This window comes from Lentilactobacillus kisonensis DSM 19906 = JCM 15041 (genome assembly GCF_001434135.1).
In the GTDB taxonomy this organism is placed as follows: domain Bacteria; phylum Bacillota; class Bacilli; order Lactobacillales; family Lactobacillaceae; genus Lentilactobacillus; species Lentilactobacillus kisonensis.
The window spans coordinates 1-18,489 of record NZ_AZEB01000040.1; the positions used below are offsets into that span (position 1 = coordinate 1).

13 protein-coding genes, 2 pseudogenes and 1 CRISPR repeat array are annotated in these 18,489 nt (G+C 37.7%); of the genes and pseudogenes, 11 read left to right on the plus strand and 4 right to left on the minus strand.

Annotation, left to right across the window (positions count from 1 at the left end):
* Positions 1 to 23: 23 nt before the first annotated feature.
* Both FC98_RS12600 and FC98_RS12605 read left to right on the plus strand, forming a co-directional pair.
* A complete protein-coding gene (locus FC98_RS12600; protein ID WP_235803635.1) occupies positions 24 to 467 on the plus strand; it encodes a hypothetical protein in 444 nt (147 codons plus the stop codon).
* A gap of 24 nt (positions 468 to 491) precedes the next feature.
* A complete protein-coding gene (locus FC98_RS12605; protein ID WP_056949669.1) occupies positions 492 to 1,310 on the plus strand; it encodes a hypothetical protein in 819 nt (272 codons plus the stop codon).
* Between the two features lie 422 nt (positions 1,311 to 1,732).
* Here the strand turns inward: FC98_RS12605 and FC98_RS12610 are convergent, their stop codons facing one another.
* Together FC98_RS12610 and FC98_RS12615 are read right to left on the minus strand one after the other, a co-directional pair.
* Positions 1,733 to 2,080, minus strand: a complete 348-nt coding sequence (locus FC98_RS12610; protein WP_008857294.1) for a hypothetical protein — start codon at positions 2,078 to 2,080, stop codon at positions 1,733 to 1,735.
* A gap of 248 nt (positions 2,081 to 2,328) precedes the next feature.
* Positions 2,329 to 3,687, minus strand: a pseudogene (locus tag FC98_RS12615) (IS4 family transposase).
* 391 nt (positions 3,688 to 4,078) lie between these two features.
* Here FC98_RS12615 and FC98_RS12625 point away from each other — a divergent pair.
* The 5 genes from FC98_RS12625 to FC98_RS12645 all read left to right on the plus strand — a co-directional run bounded on the left by FC98_RS12625 (position 4,079) and on the right by FC98_RS12645 (position 10,480).
* A complete protein-coding gene (locus tag FC98_RS12625; protein ID WP_054656044.1) occupies positions 4,079 to 5,011 on the plus strand; it encodes a nucleoside hydrolase in 933 nt (310 codons plus the stop codon).
* A 20-nt stretch (positions 5,012 to 5,031) separates the two neighbouring features.
* On the plus strand, positions 5,032 to 6,441 hold the full coding sequence (dcuC, locus tag FC98_RS12630; RefSeq protein WP_008857299.1) for a C4-dicarboxylate transporter DcuC: 1,410 nt from the start codon (positions 5,032 to 5,034) through the stop codon (positions 6,439 to 6,441).
* 307 nt (positions 6,442 to 6,748) lie between these two features.
* A complete protein-coding gene (locus tag FC98_RS12635; RefSeq protein ID WP_008857300.1) occupies positions 6,749 to 7,477 on the plus strand; it encodes a winged helix-turn-helix domain-containing protein in 729 nt (242 codons plus the stop codon).
* 394 nt (positions 7,478 to 7,871) lie between these two features.
* A complete protein-coding gene (locus FC98_RS15430) occupies positions 7,872 to 8,087 on the plus strand; it encodes a M24 family metallopeptidase (protein ID WP_373878906.1) in 216 nt (71 codons plus the stop codon).
* A 234-nt stretch (positions 8,088 to 8,321) separates the two neighbouring features.
* A CRISPR array of direct repeats spans positions 8,322 to 8,899; the repeat unit is 28 nt; unit sequence GTATTCCCCACATGTGTAGGGGTGATCC.
* Between the two features lie 312 nt (positions 8,900 to 9,211).
* Positions 9,212 to 10,480, plus strand: a complete 1,269-nt coding sequence (locus FC98_RS12645) for a hypothetical protein (protein ID WP_008857303.1) — start codon at positions 9,212 to 9,214, stop codon at positions 10,478 to 10,480.
* 297 nt (positions 10,481 to 10,777) lie between these two features.
* Here the strand turns inward: FC98_RS12645 and FC98_RS12650 are convergent, their stop codons facing one another.
* Positions 10,778 to 11,794, minus strand: coding sequence for an AraC family transcriptional regulator (locus FC98_RS12650; RefSeq protein WP_155805142.1), 1,017 nt, complete (start codon positions 11,792 to 11,794; stop codon positions 10,778 to 10,780).
* A 128-nt stretch (positions 11,795 to 11,922) separates the two neighbouring features.
* Between FC98_RS12650 and FC98_RS12655 the strand changes: the two are divergent.
* From FC98_RS12655 to FC98_RS12665, 3 genes and pseudogenes are all read left to right on the plus strand, one after another.
* Positions 11,923 to 13,245: pseudogene (locus FC98_RS12655) on the plus strand (MFS transporter).
* Complete coding sequence (locus FC98_RS12660) at positions 13,223 to 14,809, plus strand: alpha-L-rhamnosidase-related protein (protein ID WP_040471755.1); 1,587 nt, start codon at positions 13,223 to 13,225, stop codon at positions 14,807 to 14,809. Before FC98_RS12655 ends, FC98_RS12660 begins: the two are co-directional and overlap by 23 nt.
* A 2-nt stretch (positions 14,810 to 14,811) precedes the next feature.
* Entirely contained in the window at positions 14,812 to 16,104 is a 1,293-nt protein-coding gene (locus FC98_RS12665; protein ID WP_056949670.1) for an MFS transporter, read from the plus strand.
* On the opposite strand, the gene nrtS is transcribed toward FC98_RS12665, so the two are convergent.
* Positions 16,039 to 16,179, minus strand: coding sequence for a nitrate/nitrite transporter NrtS (gene nrtS, locus FC98_RS15435; protein ID WP_169788696.1), 141 nt, complete (start codon positions 16,177 to 16,179; stop codon positions 16,039 to 16,041). The genes FC98_RS12665 and nrtS overlap by 66 nt on opposite strands.
* Between nrtS and FC98_RS12670 the strand changes: the two genes are divergently transcribed.
* Positions 16,115 to 18,094 carry an alpha-L-rhamnosidase-related protein gene (locus tag FC98_RS12670; RefSeq protein ID WP_056949671.1) on the plus strand — a complete coding sequence of 660 codons (1,980 nt, stop codon included), beginning with the start codon at positions 16,115 to 16,117 and terminating at the stop codon, positions 18,092 to 18,094. The two genes, nrtS and FC98_RS12670, sit on opposite strands and share 65 nt — an antisense overlap.
* Positions 18,095 to 18,489: the final 395 nt, after the last annotated feature.

An 18,489-nucleotide genomic window follows, 5' to 3' on the forward strand; every position in this document is an offset into this window, starting at 1 on the left:
TAGTGTTGCACTTGATTTGACAATTGAGGAACGATAAAAAGTTTGTTAATACATTTCTAAATCACGATTTTGGCGGGGTACCGATTCACATGCACATCGTTTGTGATAACCCAAAGCGGGTTTCTAAGATACCCAAATTATCACAGGAAGTAACACAAATTTCGTATTATATCACTCGTGAGGAAATAGAAACTGTTCAGTTATATGCAAAGCCTGGATTGCTGCAAAAATTTGAAATTTATAAACAAAAGAAAGGCGCAGATAAGAAACCAAGTACATTTCTGATAAATGAACAGGGAGTTACTACCGTCAAGAAATATCAGTATGTTTATGATTTATGGAGGAATAGACCAGATGATTTGGTGAAAGCCATTGAACTAACTAAACAGCTAATGAAGAAGAAAAAGCTTTTGCGAGGGTATTTAGATCGTGGATATTTGGCTGATTTATTGAAGACCGGTAAATAAAAAGGGTAAAAAAAGGTAAAACACATGAAAATCAATTCACAAAAGACAGTAACAAAGCTATCAATCTGGACTTTGTTATTTATAACATCTTCATTTTTGGGGGGTATTATTTCTGTATTGTTATATTTAGGAGATAAAAGTAATTTTGGATCAATTGCTGAGTGGGTTGGTTCGATTGGTACGGTTGTGACAGTTGCATCGGTCGCACTTCAAATTCGAACAGAACATGATTGGACGGATCTAAAGCAGAAAGAAAGAGTTCGCCCAGTGTTTGTCGTGTCAAAGCAAAATTTCATAGAAAAAAGCAATATTATTTGGAGTTGCTATTATTCGTTAAACCAAACAGGTATGGATTGGACAGTAGTTCAATGTATAAATGAAAACTCAGCTCTTGATGTGATTGTTGATATTAAGGGATGGGTACCGATTGTGATGAATGGTGAGGTAAATCGATATCAGAGGGAAAGAAGGTTAATTCCCATACCTGGTTTATCATCACTATCCGTGTTGCTTGATACCTCGGGAATGAAAGTTGATTTGCTAAATATATTTTATAAATCCTCCAAAAACGAGATAAACAAATTATCTATAGAATATCAACATTCGTGTGTGAGTTTCCCCCAATATACTAACTCTCATGATTGTCCGGATTTGATAAAAGAGTATAGCGATTTTTTCATCCTTTTGGACCAATATTCTCAACAAGATAATAATTACATTAAGGTAGGATCTTATAAGCACACAGCCGATTCAAAATTTTTCGGTACTAGTAAATTTGTACTGACATACCAAAAAATGTGGGAAAAGAATAACCAACTAATGAAAGCATATTTTCCACATTAAAGGAATTGTTACTATGAAGCGCCTAATGTTGATGGAAGATGACTCGATAAGAATGATACTAAGTCTTACGTGAAAAAATATAACGTAAGTAATAAATAGTTGTTTACCATTATTGTATGATTAACCGCACCATTTTTCGGCAATCTCTGAATTGGAAGAATCTATCGAATGAATATAATTTGACTTCCCGTATCATTGGGAAAGCTATCTATCGCCTATGAATGAAGCAAATAGGCATGACTAATTTAATCTTAACTATTGTGATTGAACAAGTATTTAAATACATATTGGTTGAGAAGCGATCAATAAATTAGTTATAGTGGCAAGCCAAAAACGTCTCCAATTAACTTGAGCACAAAATGAGTAGAGAGGTTTTTCATCATCAATTTCTATTTCTTTGAAAATTCGGATTAGATTAAAGCTTAATAATAATCGTTATGATTGTTTTTCTGTGAGCCAATATAGTAACCACCAGTATAGTCTCTATCATCGGAGCCACCGTCACCAAATGGCGTGTTCCAGTGCTTTTTGAACCATTTAAGGATCACAATAATGGTGGTTAAAGCGTAAATGATCAGTTTAAGATCATCATATGATAAACCAGGTCCCCGACCGTTAGCGTTCATATGTTTGTGAACGAAGCCATTTATTACTTCGACAGTATGCATAATATTTTGCGCAGAGGGATCGTGTTTGTGCAATCGTAATGTCAAAAAGAAATTACTGACATCACCAAGGTAATAATCAAAAGAAGATACGATTGGCATCATTTGGTATTTTGAACTTGGTGTAACAAGAATAATGTTTACGTACGGAATTACATCATCTCCAAAATTGCTGGAGAAAAACTATGAGCTTGTTTAATATATTGATGAATAAAGTAATTTCCAAAAGGGTTCTTGTTTAGCTGGATGTTTGATACATTAGCATTGTTTTGATCAAGATAACTGAAACTTGAAAGCACCAGGACAGACTGATCCCCTGGTAGCACAAGGTTCATTTCAATTAATTTAAATATTTAGCTTGCAGTTAGCAGTGACACTAACTGTTTCGGCAAGAACGTGAAGAACTGATTCATTATCTGAATAATTTGGGCTTTTCTTGCATAAAGCTCATGATTAATAATCGTTTTCAGCGAATTTAGAAGCCATACCAGTGCTTGAGACAACTCAATATCTGGCATGGCTTCGTTCATGATGAAAAACAAATCCCCAATGGTGCGATCGTCCTCATTTTGCCGTTCCTGCCAAGCTAATAAGTCGTAAGCCACCATGACAATCGCCAAATGACCACAAAGCCCATCATAATTTTGAATTTGTGATTGATCTAGTCGCAAATATTGTTTGGCAACTTTGAAGTAATTCTCAATTTGCCATCTCCGGGCATATAGTTGAATGATCGCTTGTGGCTGAAAGCCTAACTGAGTTGTTGCTAGCACTAGATAGTCGTCTTGCCGGGCCCGATTAGCCACGAATACCAAGCGCAGTTTGAATCTTTGATTCCCAACGTGGGCCTCGACAAAGCAGCTGTACTGATAAGCACGCTTGGATTGATATTTTGAGGCTTGCAGCCGCTTGTATAAAGCTTTAACCGAATACTGACGTCCCCGATACTGATAATAAACCTTACTGGAACGTTTAAGCATGCCCACACCGTGCAACCCCAGCTTGGTTAATTCATAGAACATTTTTGGTGAGCTATACCAGCTATCAAATAACACGTAGTCAGCTGGAACGCCATTGGCGAGAGCTTGCTTGATCAGCTGCAGGGAAACGAGGTTCATTCGTTGTTGTGCTTGACGACGTCTTCGCCCGGCAATCGTTCGTTGATCAGTTGTTTTAGCTAATTTTCCCAGGACATTTTGTGGCTTCTTGGAAGACATTAAAGCAAAATTGATGGGTAAGAAGGTATTGGCGTTACTCCAACCCAAAGTTAAAGCCCGGTAACCCTTGATAAATAACTGTTTGTCATGATCAAAGATCCGCGCTAGTAATTCGGTTTGGGTGGCGTACTCACGCGAGAAGAGCGTATCGTCAATAATCAATGCTAACCGTCGCCGGCGGTCAATAACTGGTCGTAAATGCTTGATTAAATGACCCCCAACTTGACAAACCAAGCGTTACCAATTGATCCGGCCATCGTTTAAATTATTCCTGACGGTTCGACTAGTAAAATTTGGGGTCGCAGGGGCTTGATAAAGTGAGCGCCCCAGGAATTTTGTCGTGAGCAGCCATTCAATAATCTTCGTCAAACTGATTTCTGAATGCCGGCGATAATTTACCAGTTTGGCGAGTTTAGATAGACCAATGAGGGAAGTAAATTGATGAACAAGGTTGTGAAGCTCGTTTTCTGTATGTTTTTGTCTTATAATATTCATGACGTAAGTCTCCTTTGTAGCTTGGTTTTGGTCGACTAAAGTATACAACGCAGGAGAGCTTGCGTTTATTTTTTTGCCAAAAAAGCCAATAATCACACGGCTTTAGCGTGATTATTGGCTTTCAAGTTTCAGATTATTATAAATAAGCTACTTAGAAGTTACGAAGGCTTTTTCCTTAGTATAATTCTGATCGTTTTTAAAAGGCAATAAACTAACAATGAATCTAAACAGATAGTTGACAAGACTATTGAATTCGGAAAATGAGGTCATGTGTGACCAGCAACTAAAAATTTCTCGCCAAAAGTTATACAACGTTGTATTATTTAATACAACGTTGTATAATATTTTTGAAAACGTTTTCCGATACAAAAAATTAAAGGAGTTTTACAAAATGGTTGATAAGCAAAAGAAAAAACCGGTAATTATAAGTACTGATCCCGGTATTGATGATGCCGTAGCAATCGCAATTGCTACTTCAAATGAAACACTAGATGTTAAACTGATCGTTCCTATCTCTGGGAATGTAAGCCTCGCTAAAACGACGTTGAATACTCAAAAATTACTAACATTTTTCAATAAACCTATTAGGGTTGTTCCTGGAAGTAATAAACCTCTTTTACGTCCAGTAAAAGATGCGAGTGGTGTTCACGGTAAGACAGGAATGGACGGTTATCCATTTCCCGAAATAAAAATTCCCGTTGATAATAAAACGCTTGCTGCAACTGCGATGCATCAAGTTATTAGTGAGAGTACAGAACCAGTCACTTTAGTTGGGATTGGCCCCTTAACTGATATTGCGTTATTTATTCATCAATATCCTGATGATTTGAAGAAGGTCGGAGAAATTGTTTTGATGGGGGGAAGCCTTGGTCGTGGTAATTTTGGCGTTCTTTCAGAATTTAATTTCGGTACAGACCCTGAGGCGGCTAAAATTGTGTTTACAAGTGGCGCTCAGATTCGAGTAGCTCCTATGGAAGTCGGACGTCAGGCTAAAATCATGCCAGAGACTTCAAATAAAATTAAAACACTTGGTAGTGTCGGTGACATGTTTTACAAATTGTTCTCTAAATATCGTGGTGGTAGCTTCAATAAAGGACTTAACATGTATGATGCTTTGGCAATTGCATTAGTTATCAAACCCGAATTATTTGAGCAAGTTGAAACCCATGTTGAAATTGAAACAACAGGCAGATATACGGCAGGTGCGTCTCTGATGGACCTCAAAGGGTATCTAGGGATGCCAAATAATGCAAGAGTGGCAACAAATGTGGATACTAAACAATTTGAAGACTGGTTTGTTAAAGAAATCGCTAAAACGATGTAGCGAAAATAGGAGAGATTAACATGAACACGATACTAGTAATTATCATCGGTTTGATTGCTGTAGGAATCTTGGTCTACATGCTGTTGAAGAAAAATGATATCAAAATGACATTACTCTCATTGGGGTTAGTCCTAATGTATGTTGCGATTGTGATGGGTAAAAAGATTGTTGTTACGATGACCACTGGGGCGACGGCATTTGACCCATTTCAGGCGATCGTTGATCAATTTTCGAATACCTTGGTAGGTCCGGGATTTGTAATCCTAATTTTGGGTGGTTATAGTGCTTATATGAGTCATATTGGTGCGAATCAAGTGACTGTTCATGCGCTAACTAAACCAATTTCGAAGATTAAGTCAGTTTATATTTTAATTCCAATTGTTTTCCTGATTGGAAACTTATTGTCACTTGTGATTCCAAGTGCATCGAATTTAGCAATCATTTTGTTAGCGACCTTATATCCCGTTTTACGGACGGCTGGGATGTCGAGACTAAGTGCTGCAGCCATTATTGGAACTTCGGCAACTATCGTTCCAACGCCACTTGGATCTGATAACGTGGCAATCGCTGCTCAGCTTCATATGCCCGTTACCAATTACGTGTTCCAGCATCATGCGATTGTATCGATTCCAACGCTATTGGCGATTGCTGTAATCCATTATTTCTGGCAAAAGCATGAAGATAAACGTTCTCCAGAAAAGTTGAGTTACAACGATGAGCTGGCACAAAATAATGATGTTGACAAAAAGAGTGAAAATCAAGAAGTAAATTATAAGGGATTTAAAGGGTTTGTGTATGGTTTGTTACCACTCTTACCAATTGTTTTGTTGTTAATTGTATTTTTCATGAACATTGCTGCAGGCACAAAATTGAACCTGAGTGTTCAAGTCGTAAGTATTATTAGTTTTATTGTTGCTGTAATTGTAGAGCTCTTATACAAAGGGAATTTCACAAATGTGTTAAAAGAAACAAGCCATTTCTTTAATGGCATGGGTAGTGTTATGAGTATTGTTGCCTTGCTGGTATCGGCTCAAGTATTCGTTCAAGGATTAACTTCCATTGGCATTATCGACCTAGTTCAGAATTCAATGAAAAATATGAGTGGCTCAGGGATCATTCTCCCAGTGATTATGGTCGTATTTACTGCGATAATTGTGCTTCTCAGTGGTAGTGGGACGGCTTTATTGTTTGCAATGATTCCATTAATTATCCCATTATCAAAGGCTGCCGGGATTGATCCAGTTGCGCTTTCCATTCCAATGCAACTTGCTGGTAACTTGTTAAGAGCTGTTTCACCAGTTGCTGCTGTTGTACTGATTATCGCCGGAACAACCAAAGTATCACCAGTCCAAATTGTTAAGCGGACGTCTGTTCCAATGGTATTCGGCGTCTTGATGATGCTCGTAATGTCTTTGATGATTTTCCAGTAAAATGATAGGTATAAATTTACGGTTAACATCGGTAGAAGAGGTAATCGATGATTTTGGTGGAAGGCTGTTAGTAAGGATTTATTAGTGAGCGGAGAACTATCTAAATAAACGAATTATTTTTGGTGTCAACCATCCTTCGATTTGAGTGTATCACCCATGGCTAAATGCTTGTGGTACAATAACTGGACAAGGTAATAAATGGTTATTAAAGTGGATAATGATTCGATTAGATATAGTTGGTCATTTCGTTATGCCTTATATTTATAAAATGTAGACACTATATTGTAAGATTAAGGACGTTGAGATAATGCATCATTCCCCGAAATACGTGCAAATTTATAATCAAATTTTAAAAATGATTAAGCAGATGCAGTTTCCTCCAGGATCAAAGTTACCCTCAGAGGAAGTATTGTCATCGGAGTTTAATGTTAGCCGCGTGACGCTTAGAACCGCACTATCGTTACTTAAAGAGGATGGTGTTATTCAGAGCATCCACGGTCAGGGACATTTTGTCGTTCAAACCAACGAAGATATTGACTACCAGGGGATTGAGGTGCTTGAAAGCCCTGTTTCAAAGAGCTTGAACCTTAAAATAACTGATCGAGAAGTTTATTATCACGATAATAAGGGTAGTGAGTTTACCGATAAAATATTTGGCGTAAATGATGCAAATTACTTAACCTTAAATATCTGGTACAAGAATCAGGATCAGAATATTGCCAATAATTTGTCCATTTTGTTACCAGAAACGGTTAAAGAATTTGGCGTTGACTTATCTAATAAAGATCAATTTGTCCAATTCCTTGAAAAAGATATTTATAAAAAAGTTGTTAATTCGAGATTAACGATTACGATATCTGATCGGCCAATTAATACTTTTAAGAGAAAGTTTGCACCAACGCACTCCTTAATTTTAATGACTGAAGATTTATATGGCGCTAATGGCTTGATGATTGCTCAAAATAAGTACTATATTCCTTCTACGCTGTTCAGGACGACCTTGATGAGATATCCAGGGGAGCTAGTTAGAAATTAGATGGTTGATATAGAGGGAAATTATTCTTATGGGTGTCGCTTTGATGAGAATAATGGCAAGATTGATATGCAATAAACTGAATAATTTGTTCAAATATATGATAAACGACGCTCATTCTCACACTGATAGGGAATGAGCGTCGCATTATTGCAACTATTACTGATTTTTCAGTATGCGTATGTCATTTAACCGGTACGCTGACTTGGCATCTGCCATTAGCATTGCGTTTGGAAATGGATTTACCATTTATGGACCAACTAAACTAAATGATATCCGTTTAATAGTCAAAATAATTAGATGTGGTTCATGAAGACTAGGAGTGGATGTTTAAAGTGATTAAACCGGGCAATAATGACAAAGCGATTGATGTGGTGATGTAATCGACCGAGACTATATTGGTAAGATGGGCTTTGACGATTACTTCAAGCATAGCGATGGTCACAGAATTGGGTTGGACATCCATGAAAGGCTTAATTTTGGGCCAGGGTTTGAATCGAACGTCGTTCATGAAAACTATATAATGATGGTAGAACCCGGTGTTTACCTGTCCGAAAAAGATGACGTGCGGATTGAAGATGATATATGGGTGGCTCGAGAAGGTAATGAGTGATTGACTTTAGCGTCGAGAAGCCTGCAGGTGGTTTGAAAATTAGAGTGGTTTGTTCCACGTGAAACTTTTTGAGTGATGGATTACAATTCACCATAAAATTATTAAAAAATCGTTTGTGTTAAATAAGACGTATATTATTAATTAGAGGCAAAGGTGATCAGTCTCACTTTTCAAGTTGATTGAAATTGACTGTTTAAAGATTTAGTAATGGCTCTACAGCAAGGATTTGTTAGTGTATTCCCCACATGTGTAGGGGTGATCCCCAAGACGAATTCGCTAGCTTGCCAGAGCTAAGGTATTCCCCACATGTGTAGGGGTGATCCTAACACCGATGCTTATTCACAGTTTTGGGGTGAGTATTCCCCACATGTGTAGGGGTGATCCTTTCAACCAAATATCACAAGCTTCAGACAATAAGTATTCCCCACATGTGTAGGGGTGATCCCCAGCCCTTTAAGTATAGCAAAAAGACCGTCAGGTATTCCCCACATGTGTAGGGGTGATCCCAAAGAAACACAAGTTGATCGCATGACAGAACAGTATTCCCCACATGTGTAGGGGTGATCCTGATTCTACCATTGCTACGGTGGTTACTGATGGAGTATTCCCCACATGTGTAGGGGTGATCCTAATACTGCGTATAGTGGCCGCTTTCCTTCAAGGTATTCCCCACATGTGTAGGGGTGATCCCCGAATTGGGAGTGAGGGTATGAGTACCCACGCGTATTCCCCACATGTGTAGGGGTGATCCTATGTGAATACCCTGCAAATTGCCTCATTTATCGTATTCCCCACGTGTGTAGGGGGGCTCCTGTTATTGTTGCTGTTATCACCGTGCGCATCGTGTATTCCCCATTTATCAATCTTCTGAGTTGTCATTGTTTGCTGAACCGCCTGTATTTTGCCAGCTGTGCTTAGAAGTTGTTGTTCAGATAAAACAGAAAAGCGTTTCTATAGTTGGAGGATAGATGAATACATATCCCCTCTTTCAGTCGATGTGAGATAATATCATTATCTAGTTAAAATGTGGTTGTTTAGGATGCTATAGATTAATTTTTGGAATATACTCACTAGCTAAAGACCAGGGCAATCATAATTCTCAATTAAGGTGGTATCAATTAAATGTGGCTAATAAAAGAGTGAACATCATTACCGTAAACCAGATCGAAACTTTCATTAATTCAAATACCAGCAATTTAGGGCAATCAGATACCGGTAAACTTCTAAAGAAATTACCTAAAAGTCTCAAACCTTTAAAGAAATTAAATAATCAAGTAGCGGCAAGGGCGATTATTCAAAATTTGTTAAAAGAACATTATTTTTGGAGTGCTCAAAATACAATCTTGGGACCCGTTTCAACTTATTTAAACAGCATAGTTAATAGCCAAAACAAGACAATCTTAGACCAGCTAAGCCCACAAGACATCAAATTGATTAACATGTGTCAAATCATTAATCAATTACAAACTACCGGTGAAAATGGGGCATTATACGGCGATCAATTTTTTATGCCAGTCACTCAGAAGAACCTGGTTAAATTGCATTCAACTACCGGAGTATATAAGCTGTTGACCGAGCCAAAATCAAGATTATATTTTTCAACTAAACACTTTCGTAAAGATATTTTAAATAAGCGGCCACTAGTAACGTCGAATTATTTACCACAAAAACATGCTGGTAAATATACTGCAATGGCGCAAGATTTCAGCTTTAAACCCTACAATGAAAATGATCCACTTCAGACCATTACTCAAGATGAACTAAAAATGATTAAGGAACAGGACATTGATTCACAACTCAATAATTTTAATAATATTCATGCAGTAAGGGTTATTGGTAGACCATTAGAAAATGGCCAGTTACTGCATTTATCGCTTTTTGATGAACCTGAATTAAAAGAGCGGTTTAAAACTTTAGGTTTTGATACCGTTGGTAAATTAAAAATGGATATTTTTTGGGCAATTCAAAATGGTTTTGAGGTCAAACTGGATGGTGATGATTATTTGGCGATTAGTAATCTTAATTGGAATAATTTAAAGCGTAATTTGATTTCTGAAAACTATTATAATAGTTTGCTCAATAGTATTTTGAGTATTGGGTTACTTAAATTGCTTCGGGTTTCCGCCTTGCATGAAGATCTAGTCACAATTATCAGTGCCGGTGCCATGACGACCGCTAAGTATTTAGAGCATAAAGGGATGACGATTATTTCGTCGATGTGGGCTAAAAAACTTTATGGATTAGCTGAAGACCTACACTTTCTTGATGAGATTGAGTACCGCACTTTAAACTCCTATAACGCTAGTGATGATGTCGAATTTGGCAGTGATTTAGACGATGTTGTTAGCGAATTACCCAAATTTATAAGTGAGTTACATAATATTTTCGACTAATGGCTCATCTCATTAGTAGTTGTGTTGAAGTCTTTAAGCCTTTAAGCCGACATCATGTTAATATCATATATTTGTTGGCTATCCCATCATTAGAGGCTTTGCAGCGACTAATGTTTCGGGAATTCTCGGCCCTTTCAACAAAATTTTGGGTATCTTGACGGCCTATGGTAACAGAAATTAGATTTTAGGCACTATCCAGCCTCATACAATTTAACTTTCAACCTTTAGTTATAATTAAAAGCTCGTGAATTCACTTTATGCGTGGATTTACGGGCTTTTAAGCATAACTTAAATCGATTACGAATTAAGTTGCTTCAAAATAGATTTTGGGACTTTTGGATGTACCCGCCGCTTATATTCTGACGGGGTTGTTTTTAGATACTTCTTAAAAAGGCGAAATAATGATGAACTATTTTGATAGCCAACAGTTTCACTGATTTGGCTTAAATTAAGGTTCGTCTTTAACATAAGGTTTTGGGCTGCTGATAGTCGTCTTCGCTCAATCAATTCGTTGAACGTTTTCCCAGTATTTGTCTTGATCTTATTACCTAGGTAGTTGGTATTGTACTTAAAAATTTCACTGACTTCGTTCAGTGAAATGGTAGCAAAGTTTTCCTCAATATATTTCAGAACAGGCAGTAAATCATCGCTTGAAGAATCTGCAAAATTAATTGATTTATCTGTTGTCAAATCTGGTAACTCAAGTAAGAGTGATGAGAATATAAAACGTAATGAATCTTTTCGATGAGCTGACGACTGACTGATTCCGATGCCAATCAATGCGTTTATTAAATTAAGGGCGACTTCACTAAGGGATAAATTAAATAACATAAAATTATTATGAAGCGAATTCACTCGAGTGCCATTATATAGAAGTTGCGTTATTTCATTGGTTGATTGTGGAATGGAATCAAAAATAGCTTCATAAGGAGAATCGGTTTTAACCAGTATATTGACTAAAATATCATTTTCATTAGTGTAATCAATTCGCTGAACGACATCTTTGTCCATAACTAATAGATCATGTTGATGCAGAATGGTTTTGACATCGTTGATATACTGCGTACAACTTCCTGAATACATATAGTTAAATTCAATAAAACTGTGAGTATGAGCCGGTACATAAGAAAATCGATTATTTTTGGTGATATCAATGTCACCATCATTAAAGAAATTCCACTGTGGCATTTTAGGAATTGGATTATGAATATAATCGAGGTCCATATAGTTAACATTACCACCGAAATGGTTTTGAAGTTTTTCTACCTTTGTCATTTTAAAAAGCCTTGATGTAATTGAATTTGGATGATTCATCAGAAAAGTACTCCTTTAAATAGATTGATTTTACCTGTGATTATGCAATGCTTTTCGAAGGATTGAGATATTGTGGCACCTTCTGATAGCGCTTACAATAATCACTGAAAATAGAAGTAGGGAACATTATGGATAACAAAACACTTGATTCAAGTTTCAAAAAGTATCGACCATTAGCAGTTGCGGCCGGCATTGGTTCGATATTAGGTTCTGGAATTATTGTTGGTTTATCAGCAACAATAACCGTTTGGCAAACTGGTCTAGGGTTAACGAACACCCAAGTTGGTATTATTTCAGGGGCTTTAACGTTTGCGATTGCAATTGGTTCGATGCTAGCTGGTCAAATCACTAAGTTATTTGGTTTAATTCGTTCATTTAATTGGTTAAATTTATTATACGCTATTGGGGCATTGATCTGTGTATTTTCAAATGGATACGCAATGCTATTATTTGGTGTCATTGTGACGGGCTTAGCTTCAGGAGCAGATTTACCAATTAGTTTAACAGTGGTTTCGCATGATTCTCCTAATGAAAAAGCGCAATCTCAACTCGTTTCTTCTACTCAGATTTTTTGGCAGATTGGGATTTTTCTTTCATACGTTTGTGCATTTGTTGTTTCTAAAATGGCTGGCGCAAGTGGCGCCCGAGTTGTCTTTACAATACTAGCTATATTTGCACTAATTACCTGGCTTTGGCGAACGCTTTCAGGAAAGTTTAAAGCATTTCACCAAGAAGGGGAACAACGGCGGATTGAACATGATAAAAAAGCTAATTAAACAGAAAAAGTTTCTGTAAAAAATGTGTTTACTGGATCTAATCGGGGTAAGTATCTTGGTTTCTTCTTGGCAATCATGATCTTTTATATTTGCTGGAACTTGTTAGCGAATACCTTTGGCCAATTTCAGACGTTTGTATTAGTTCAAGCGCACGCAACTCAAAGCTTTGCAACGGCTGCAGGACTTATTTTGAATTTAGTTTCGTTGGGTGCCACGATTACCTTTGCTTCTGTTTCGGGAGGTAAGTACCGAAATAAATTCTTTATTGTCGGTGCTTTGGTTCAAGGACTGGCAATGCTTGGTTTGGCATTAAGTAGTCATGCACTATGGCCAATCGTCATCGCAATTGGTTGCTACAGCATTGGTAATAATATTGCTGGTGAAGCAATGTATAAAGTTTGGACTCAAGAATCATTTCCAGTTGAGATCCGAGCCTCAGTTCAAGGGTTTATTAATGGTTTTTCCCGATTCTTATGCGGCCTATTTGCAATTATTACCCCAGCATTAGTTGTCCCATCTGCAATCCGAAACACCATGTTTGGGTTTACAGGATTAGTTTTGGTATTCTTCATTGCTGGCTTAGTAATGATGTATCTCCAACGAAAGCATCATATTGTTCCTGGTGTTGAAGCTGATGAAGGGAGCGAGGATGATGGCATTCACGTTTCAAATTAATAATCAGGTAAAGTTTAATCATGACCAACGACTTCTTGAAAAAGCAACTCAATACAAGCCGATTATTCATTATCACGATGTTGTTCCCCAATCCATTGTGGAATTGGTAAAAGATTCCACAAAACTGGAAGGATGGGGAACCACATTTATTAAAAAAGCTAGCGAGTTGCCTAACCTAAAGCTGAAACGGGATCAGCGGGTGATTTTAGATTTTGGCGATCATTATGTTGGTAAATTTAGCATCGATCTTAATTCAGCGGGATCACCAATGGATTCGCCGTTATTTATTAAGTTCAAGTTTGCAGAAATGCCTGCAGAATTAAAGCATCAAAGTGACGATTATGATGGCTGGTTAAGCAAATCCTGGATTCAAGAAGAATATATTCATTTGGATGTTTTACCGACTCATCTTGAATTGCCTCGCCGATATAGTTTTCGGTATGTTGAAATATCGATTATTGATACATCGCCAAAGTGGCAAGCCGTTTTAACCAACCCAATTTTAATTAGTGAAACAAGTGTTAACTCTAAGGATGTCATGCTTCCGAATATTAAGGATACTGAGTTGCAGAATATTTATCAGGTTGGCTTAAAAACACTTGAAGACTGCATGCAAGACGTATTTGAAGATGGGCCTAAACGCGATCGACGTCTTTGGATTGGGGATCTTCGTCTTCAAGCGTTGGCAGACTATGCGACGTTCAAGGATGTTGATTTAGTAAAGCGTTGCTTATATCTGTTTGGGGCAATGACGGCTGAAGATGGTCGTGTTCCAGCGAATGTTTTCACGAAACCACGAAATTTGCCAGATGATACATTCCTTCTGGATTATAGTCTTTTCTTTATATCGATTTTGGATGATTTTGAAAAATTTCATTTAGATCGAGAGGTACTCCATGATTTGTACCCGATTGCTAAAAAACAAATGAATGTTGCTTTAAATAAGATTGATCAAAATGGTCATTTAGTGATTGATGATGATTATCCGGTTTTCATTGATTGGTCAAATGACTTTGATAAGGATACTGCTGGTCAAGCTGTATTAATTTATACATTACGTCAGTTTATTGATCTTGCAAAAATAATGGGGGATCAAGAGATTGATCAATATAGTCAGCAACTTCAATTACTAATTTCGTATAGTCAAACGGTATTATACGATCCAGCACAGGGCTTGTTTATTTCGGGGCCACAAAAAGAAGTTAATATTGCTTCTCAAGTTTGGATGGTTCTTGCACATGTTATGGACGATGCCAATAATAATGAGGTTATGACGAATGCAGTCGCTCAACTGTTTCCAATCACGGGAATTGCAACACCCTATATGTACCATCATGTGACGCAAGCGCTCTTCGAAGCCGGACTTTCAAACGAAGCAGTTAAACTGATGAAACAGTATTGGGGAAAGATGATTTCTCTTGGCGCAGACACTTTTTGGGAGGCGTTTGAACCTGATAACCCCAATTATTCGCCATACGGGAGCCCAATTTTGAATAGTTATTGTCATGCATGGAGTTGCACGCCTGTCTATCTGATACAAAAGTACCTGATTGGGGAGGGATAGTTGTGAGTGATGAAAAAGTGTCGTTAAGTAGAGACAATATTTTACTAATTATTGTTGCTGGAATTGCTTCATACCTTGATGCCGCTTTATTAGTTAGTTTAGGAGTTGCGTTACCCATTTGGGCAAACTATCTTCACTTGAATAGTTGGATCGTCGGGTTGCTAAGTACGGCGCTAACCATTTCCGTTGCGATTGGCTCGTTTGCTGGTGGATGGTTGTCTGATCATTTTGGTCGAGTGACTGTTTTTAACTATGATATTTTGTTTGTTGCAATTGGTTCAGCTGTTGTTGCCTCTGCACGGGATGTTCCCCTTTTAATGGTGGGAGTTATCGTTGCTGGGTTAGCCTCTGGGGCTGACTTACCAACTTCACTGGCTGTGATTTCTGAACGAATGGATAAACGAACTTATGGACGCGCGATTGCTTCTACTCAGATCTTTTGGACGGTAGGGATCTTATTGTCACAGTTCATTGGAATGTTAAGTGCGAATGCTGGGATGGGAAGTCCGACAACTTTATTTGGTTGGATCGGATTGGTTGCTTTTGTGAATTGGTGTGTCCGAGTCTTCTCAAAAAACTTCAGACAGATTGAAGAAGGACTGGCCGAGGTTGTCGAAGAAAAAATGGCGCAAGTGGGGGAAGTTAAAAAGCATTATAAACTTCGTGAATTATTAAGGAATACCAGTTATGTTCTACCACTCATTTTCTTAACGACTTTTTATCTGTTTTGGAATTTACCGGCGAATACCTGGGGTTCATTTGTTAATTATTTTATTGTGACGGTTGATAATCGTAGCCAGTTATATTCAACAGTAATTGCGTTAATCGCCAATGTTTTCTGCTTGTTAGTAAACGTCATTTACCTTAAAATATCAGATTCAAAGTATCGATATAAAGCGATGTATGTCGGGATTGCGACGGCTTTAGTTGCCTTTTTATCTGCTGGAATCTTTAGCGAGCACTGGCAAGTGTTTACATTTGCTTATATTTTCTACTCAGGAAGTACCGTATTATGCGGTGAAGCCTTATATAAGATCTGGAGTCAGACATTTTATCCAGTCGATGCTAGAGCAACACTTACAGGATTTTCTTATGGGTTTGTCCGCGTAATTACCGCAATGTTTTCACTTATCACACCTACCTTAATGGGATATTCACCAAAGATTTTACTTTGGATTATGGTTGGATGCACAGTTGTCTTTGGTACCTGTGCATTGATTATTGTTAGGTTAGTTAAGCGATTTAAAGTTTCTGATCCAACGACTGTCAATCATCCAATTCCTAATGAAGGCTAGTTCATGGTTAATGAAGGGGAGAAAATATATGGATCCGACAAAATATTGGATGTGGTATCCAGGGGATTTTTCAATTCATCAAGGTATGCAACAAAACTTTGCCCGTGAGGAGCGGGGAATGGGGTGGCCGGCATACTGGTATATTGATGATTGTAATCGAAACGTGAAATTTACCCGGTCTTATCAACTTGATCAGCCCACTGAGTTTACAGTTTATGCTCATGGGGTTGGTTATGTTGATATTAACGGGGTTAAACATCAACTAGGGAAGACACTGCATTGTGATTCAGGTGAAAACGTGATCACAATCTTTGTTGGTAATCCACAGGGGTTGCCATGTGTTTTTGTTGATGGTGAGATTATCAAATCAGATGGTGGTTGGGAGGCCAGCAATTTTGTTTCATCTTTACCTGCTGGTCACGATCCGCTGTTTACTACCAAAACTCAAAATCCAAACATGATTGAGTTTCAAAAGAAAGCTATTAAACCCAAGAAGATTACAGAAGTTCAAGCTGGCGTGTTATTTGACTTTGGAAGAGCAGTCAATGGTCGCTTAAAGTTAAATTTACATCATAAAAAGGCAGTTACGATTTGCTACGGAGAATCAAAAACAGAAGCACTAGACGTTCAAATGTGTTATTACAAGCAAGAAGCAGTTGATAAGGAAACACCAATTCGAAAAAGGGCATTTAGATATATTTTTATTCCAGATGCGAAACAAAGAGATGTTGATGTTACCGCTGTTCACGAGTATATTCCTAAGAACAATCGGTCAGTGTTTAGAAGTGACCAGCAGCTGATTAATAGAATTTGGGATGTCTCTACAGAAACATTGAATCTGTGTAGCGATATCTTCTTTATTGATGGTATCAAACGTGATCGTTGGATTTGGGCAGGGGATGCCTACCAGGCAAACTTTATTAATCAGTATTCTTTCTTTAATGAAGATATTGATAAGCGGACATTGCTGACGTTACGTGGTCAAGATGATATTAAGCAGCATATTAATACCATTGTTGATTATTCAATGCTTTGGGTGATTGGGGTACTGAACCATTATGAGATGACAGGTGATATTGATTTTCTTAAAATTGTTTACCCTAAAATGAAGAGTATGGTTGACTATTTTATGAGGCAAACAAACGATAAAGGATTTATTTACGGTCGACCAAATGACTGGATTTTTGTGGATTGGTCTGAAATGGACAAGCAGGGAACGGTTGCTGCAGAACAGGCATTGTTAATCCAGGTTTATAAAACAATGGTGACTTGCGGATCCGTTTTGAAACAGCCGATTAATGATTACCAAAAACGTCATGATCAGTTGCTTGATAACTTTATTGCGTATTTCTGGAGTGATTCAAAAGGTGCTTTTATCGATAGCTACGAATCTGGTAAGAATCATGTTACGAGACACGCAAATATTTTTGCAATCTTATTTGACCTTGTTGACGATGATAAGAAGCAACTAATTCTTAAAAATGTTCTATTAAACGATAAAGTTACACAAATTACCACACCATACTTTAAATTTTTTGAACAAGATGCATTATGTAAGCTAGGCCTTCGAGATAACGTGTACAAAGTCATTCTGGATTATTGGGGTGGCATGTTGGATAAGGGTGCCGTTACCTTTTGGGAAGAATATGATCCGACCAAGTCAGGCAAGGACATGTATGAAATGTATGGTGATCCATATGGGAAGAGTCTCTGCCATGCTTGGGGAGCCAGTCCCATCTATCTTTTAGGTAGATACTTTGTAGGTTTGTATCCAACTCGTCCTGGATATCGTGAGTTCAATGTTGAACCGAAATTGAAGCAGTTTAGGACGCTGCACACAGTATTGCCAATCAAAGGTGGTGAAGTAACCCTTGATAAGGATGGTGATAGGCTTTCTGTGACGGCTTCCAAAGATGGTGGCTCTCTGATTGTTGGCAGCAATGAGTATCCGCTAGTTGCTGGTCGTGAATTGTCGGTTCAGATTGGTTAGATGTGAAAAATCAAACTAAGCTCAAAGGATATTAAATGATACTAAACGGCACCCTTCCTTATTAACTTGGGGTGAGTGCCGTTTATTTTGCTATTTGAGTTAATCATCACCGAATGACGATCACCGATTTGATACTTATGAGTTTGTGGTTCTAACGAAAAGGGTTCGCCGTGTTTCTGTTGGTTCACTTGTAAATTATATCCAAGAGAACTTGGATGATGGTATTAAACAAATTGGAAAAAATTAAAACGCCAGTCACGCGGTAAGTGATTTGGCGTTTTAAATGGTGGATAGTGGTTTAATATTGTGATTTTCTGAGTTATCTTGGTTTCTATTTTGGTTAAAGCACAAGATCGTTCTTTAGAAACAATCTAAGATTAGATCCAGTTAGAAAC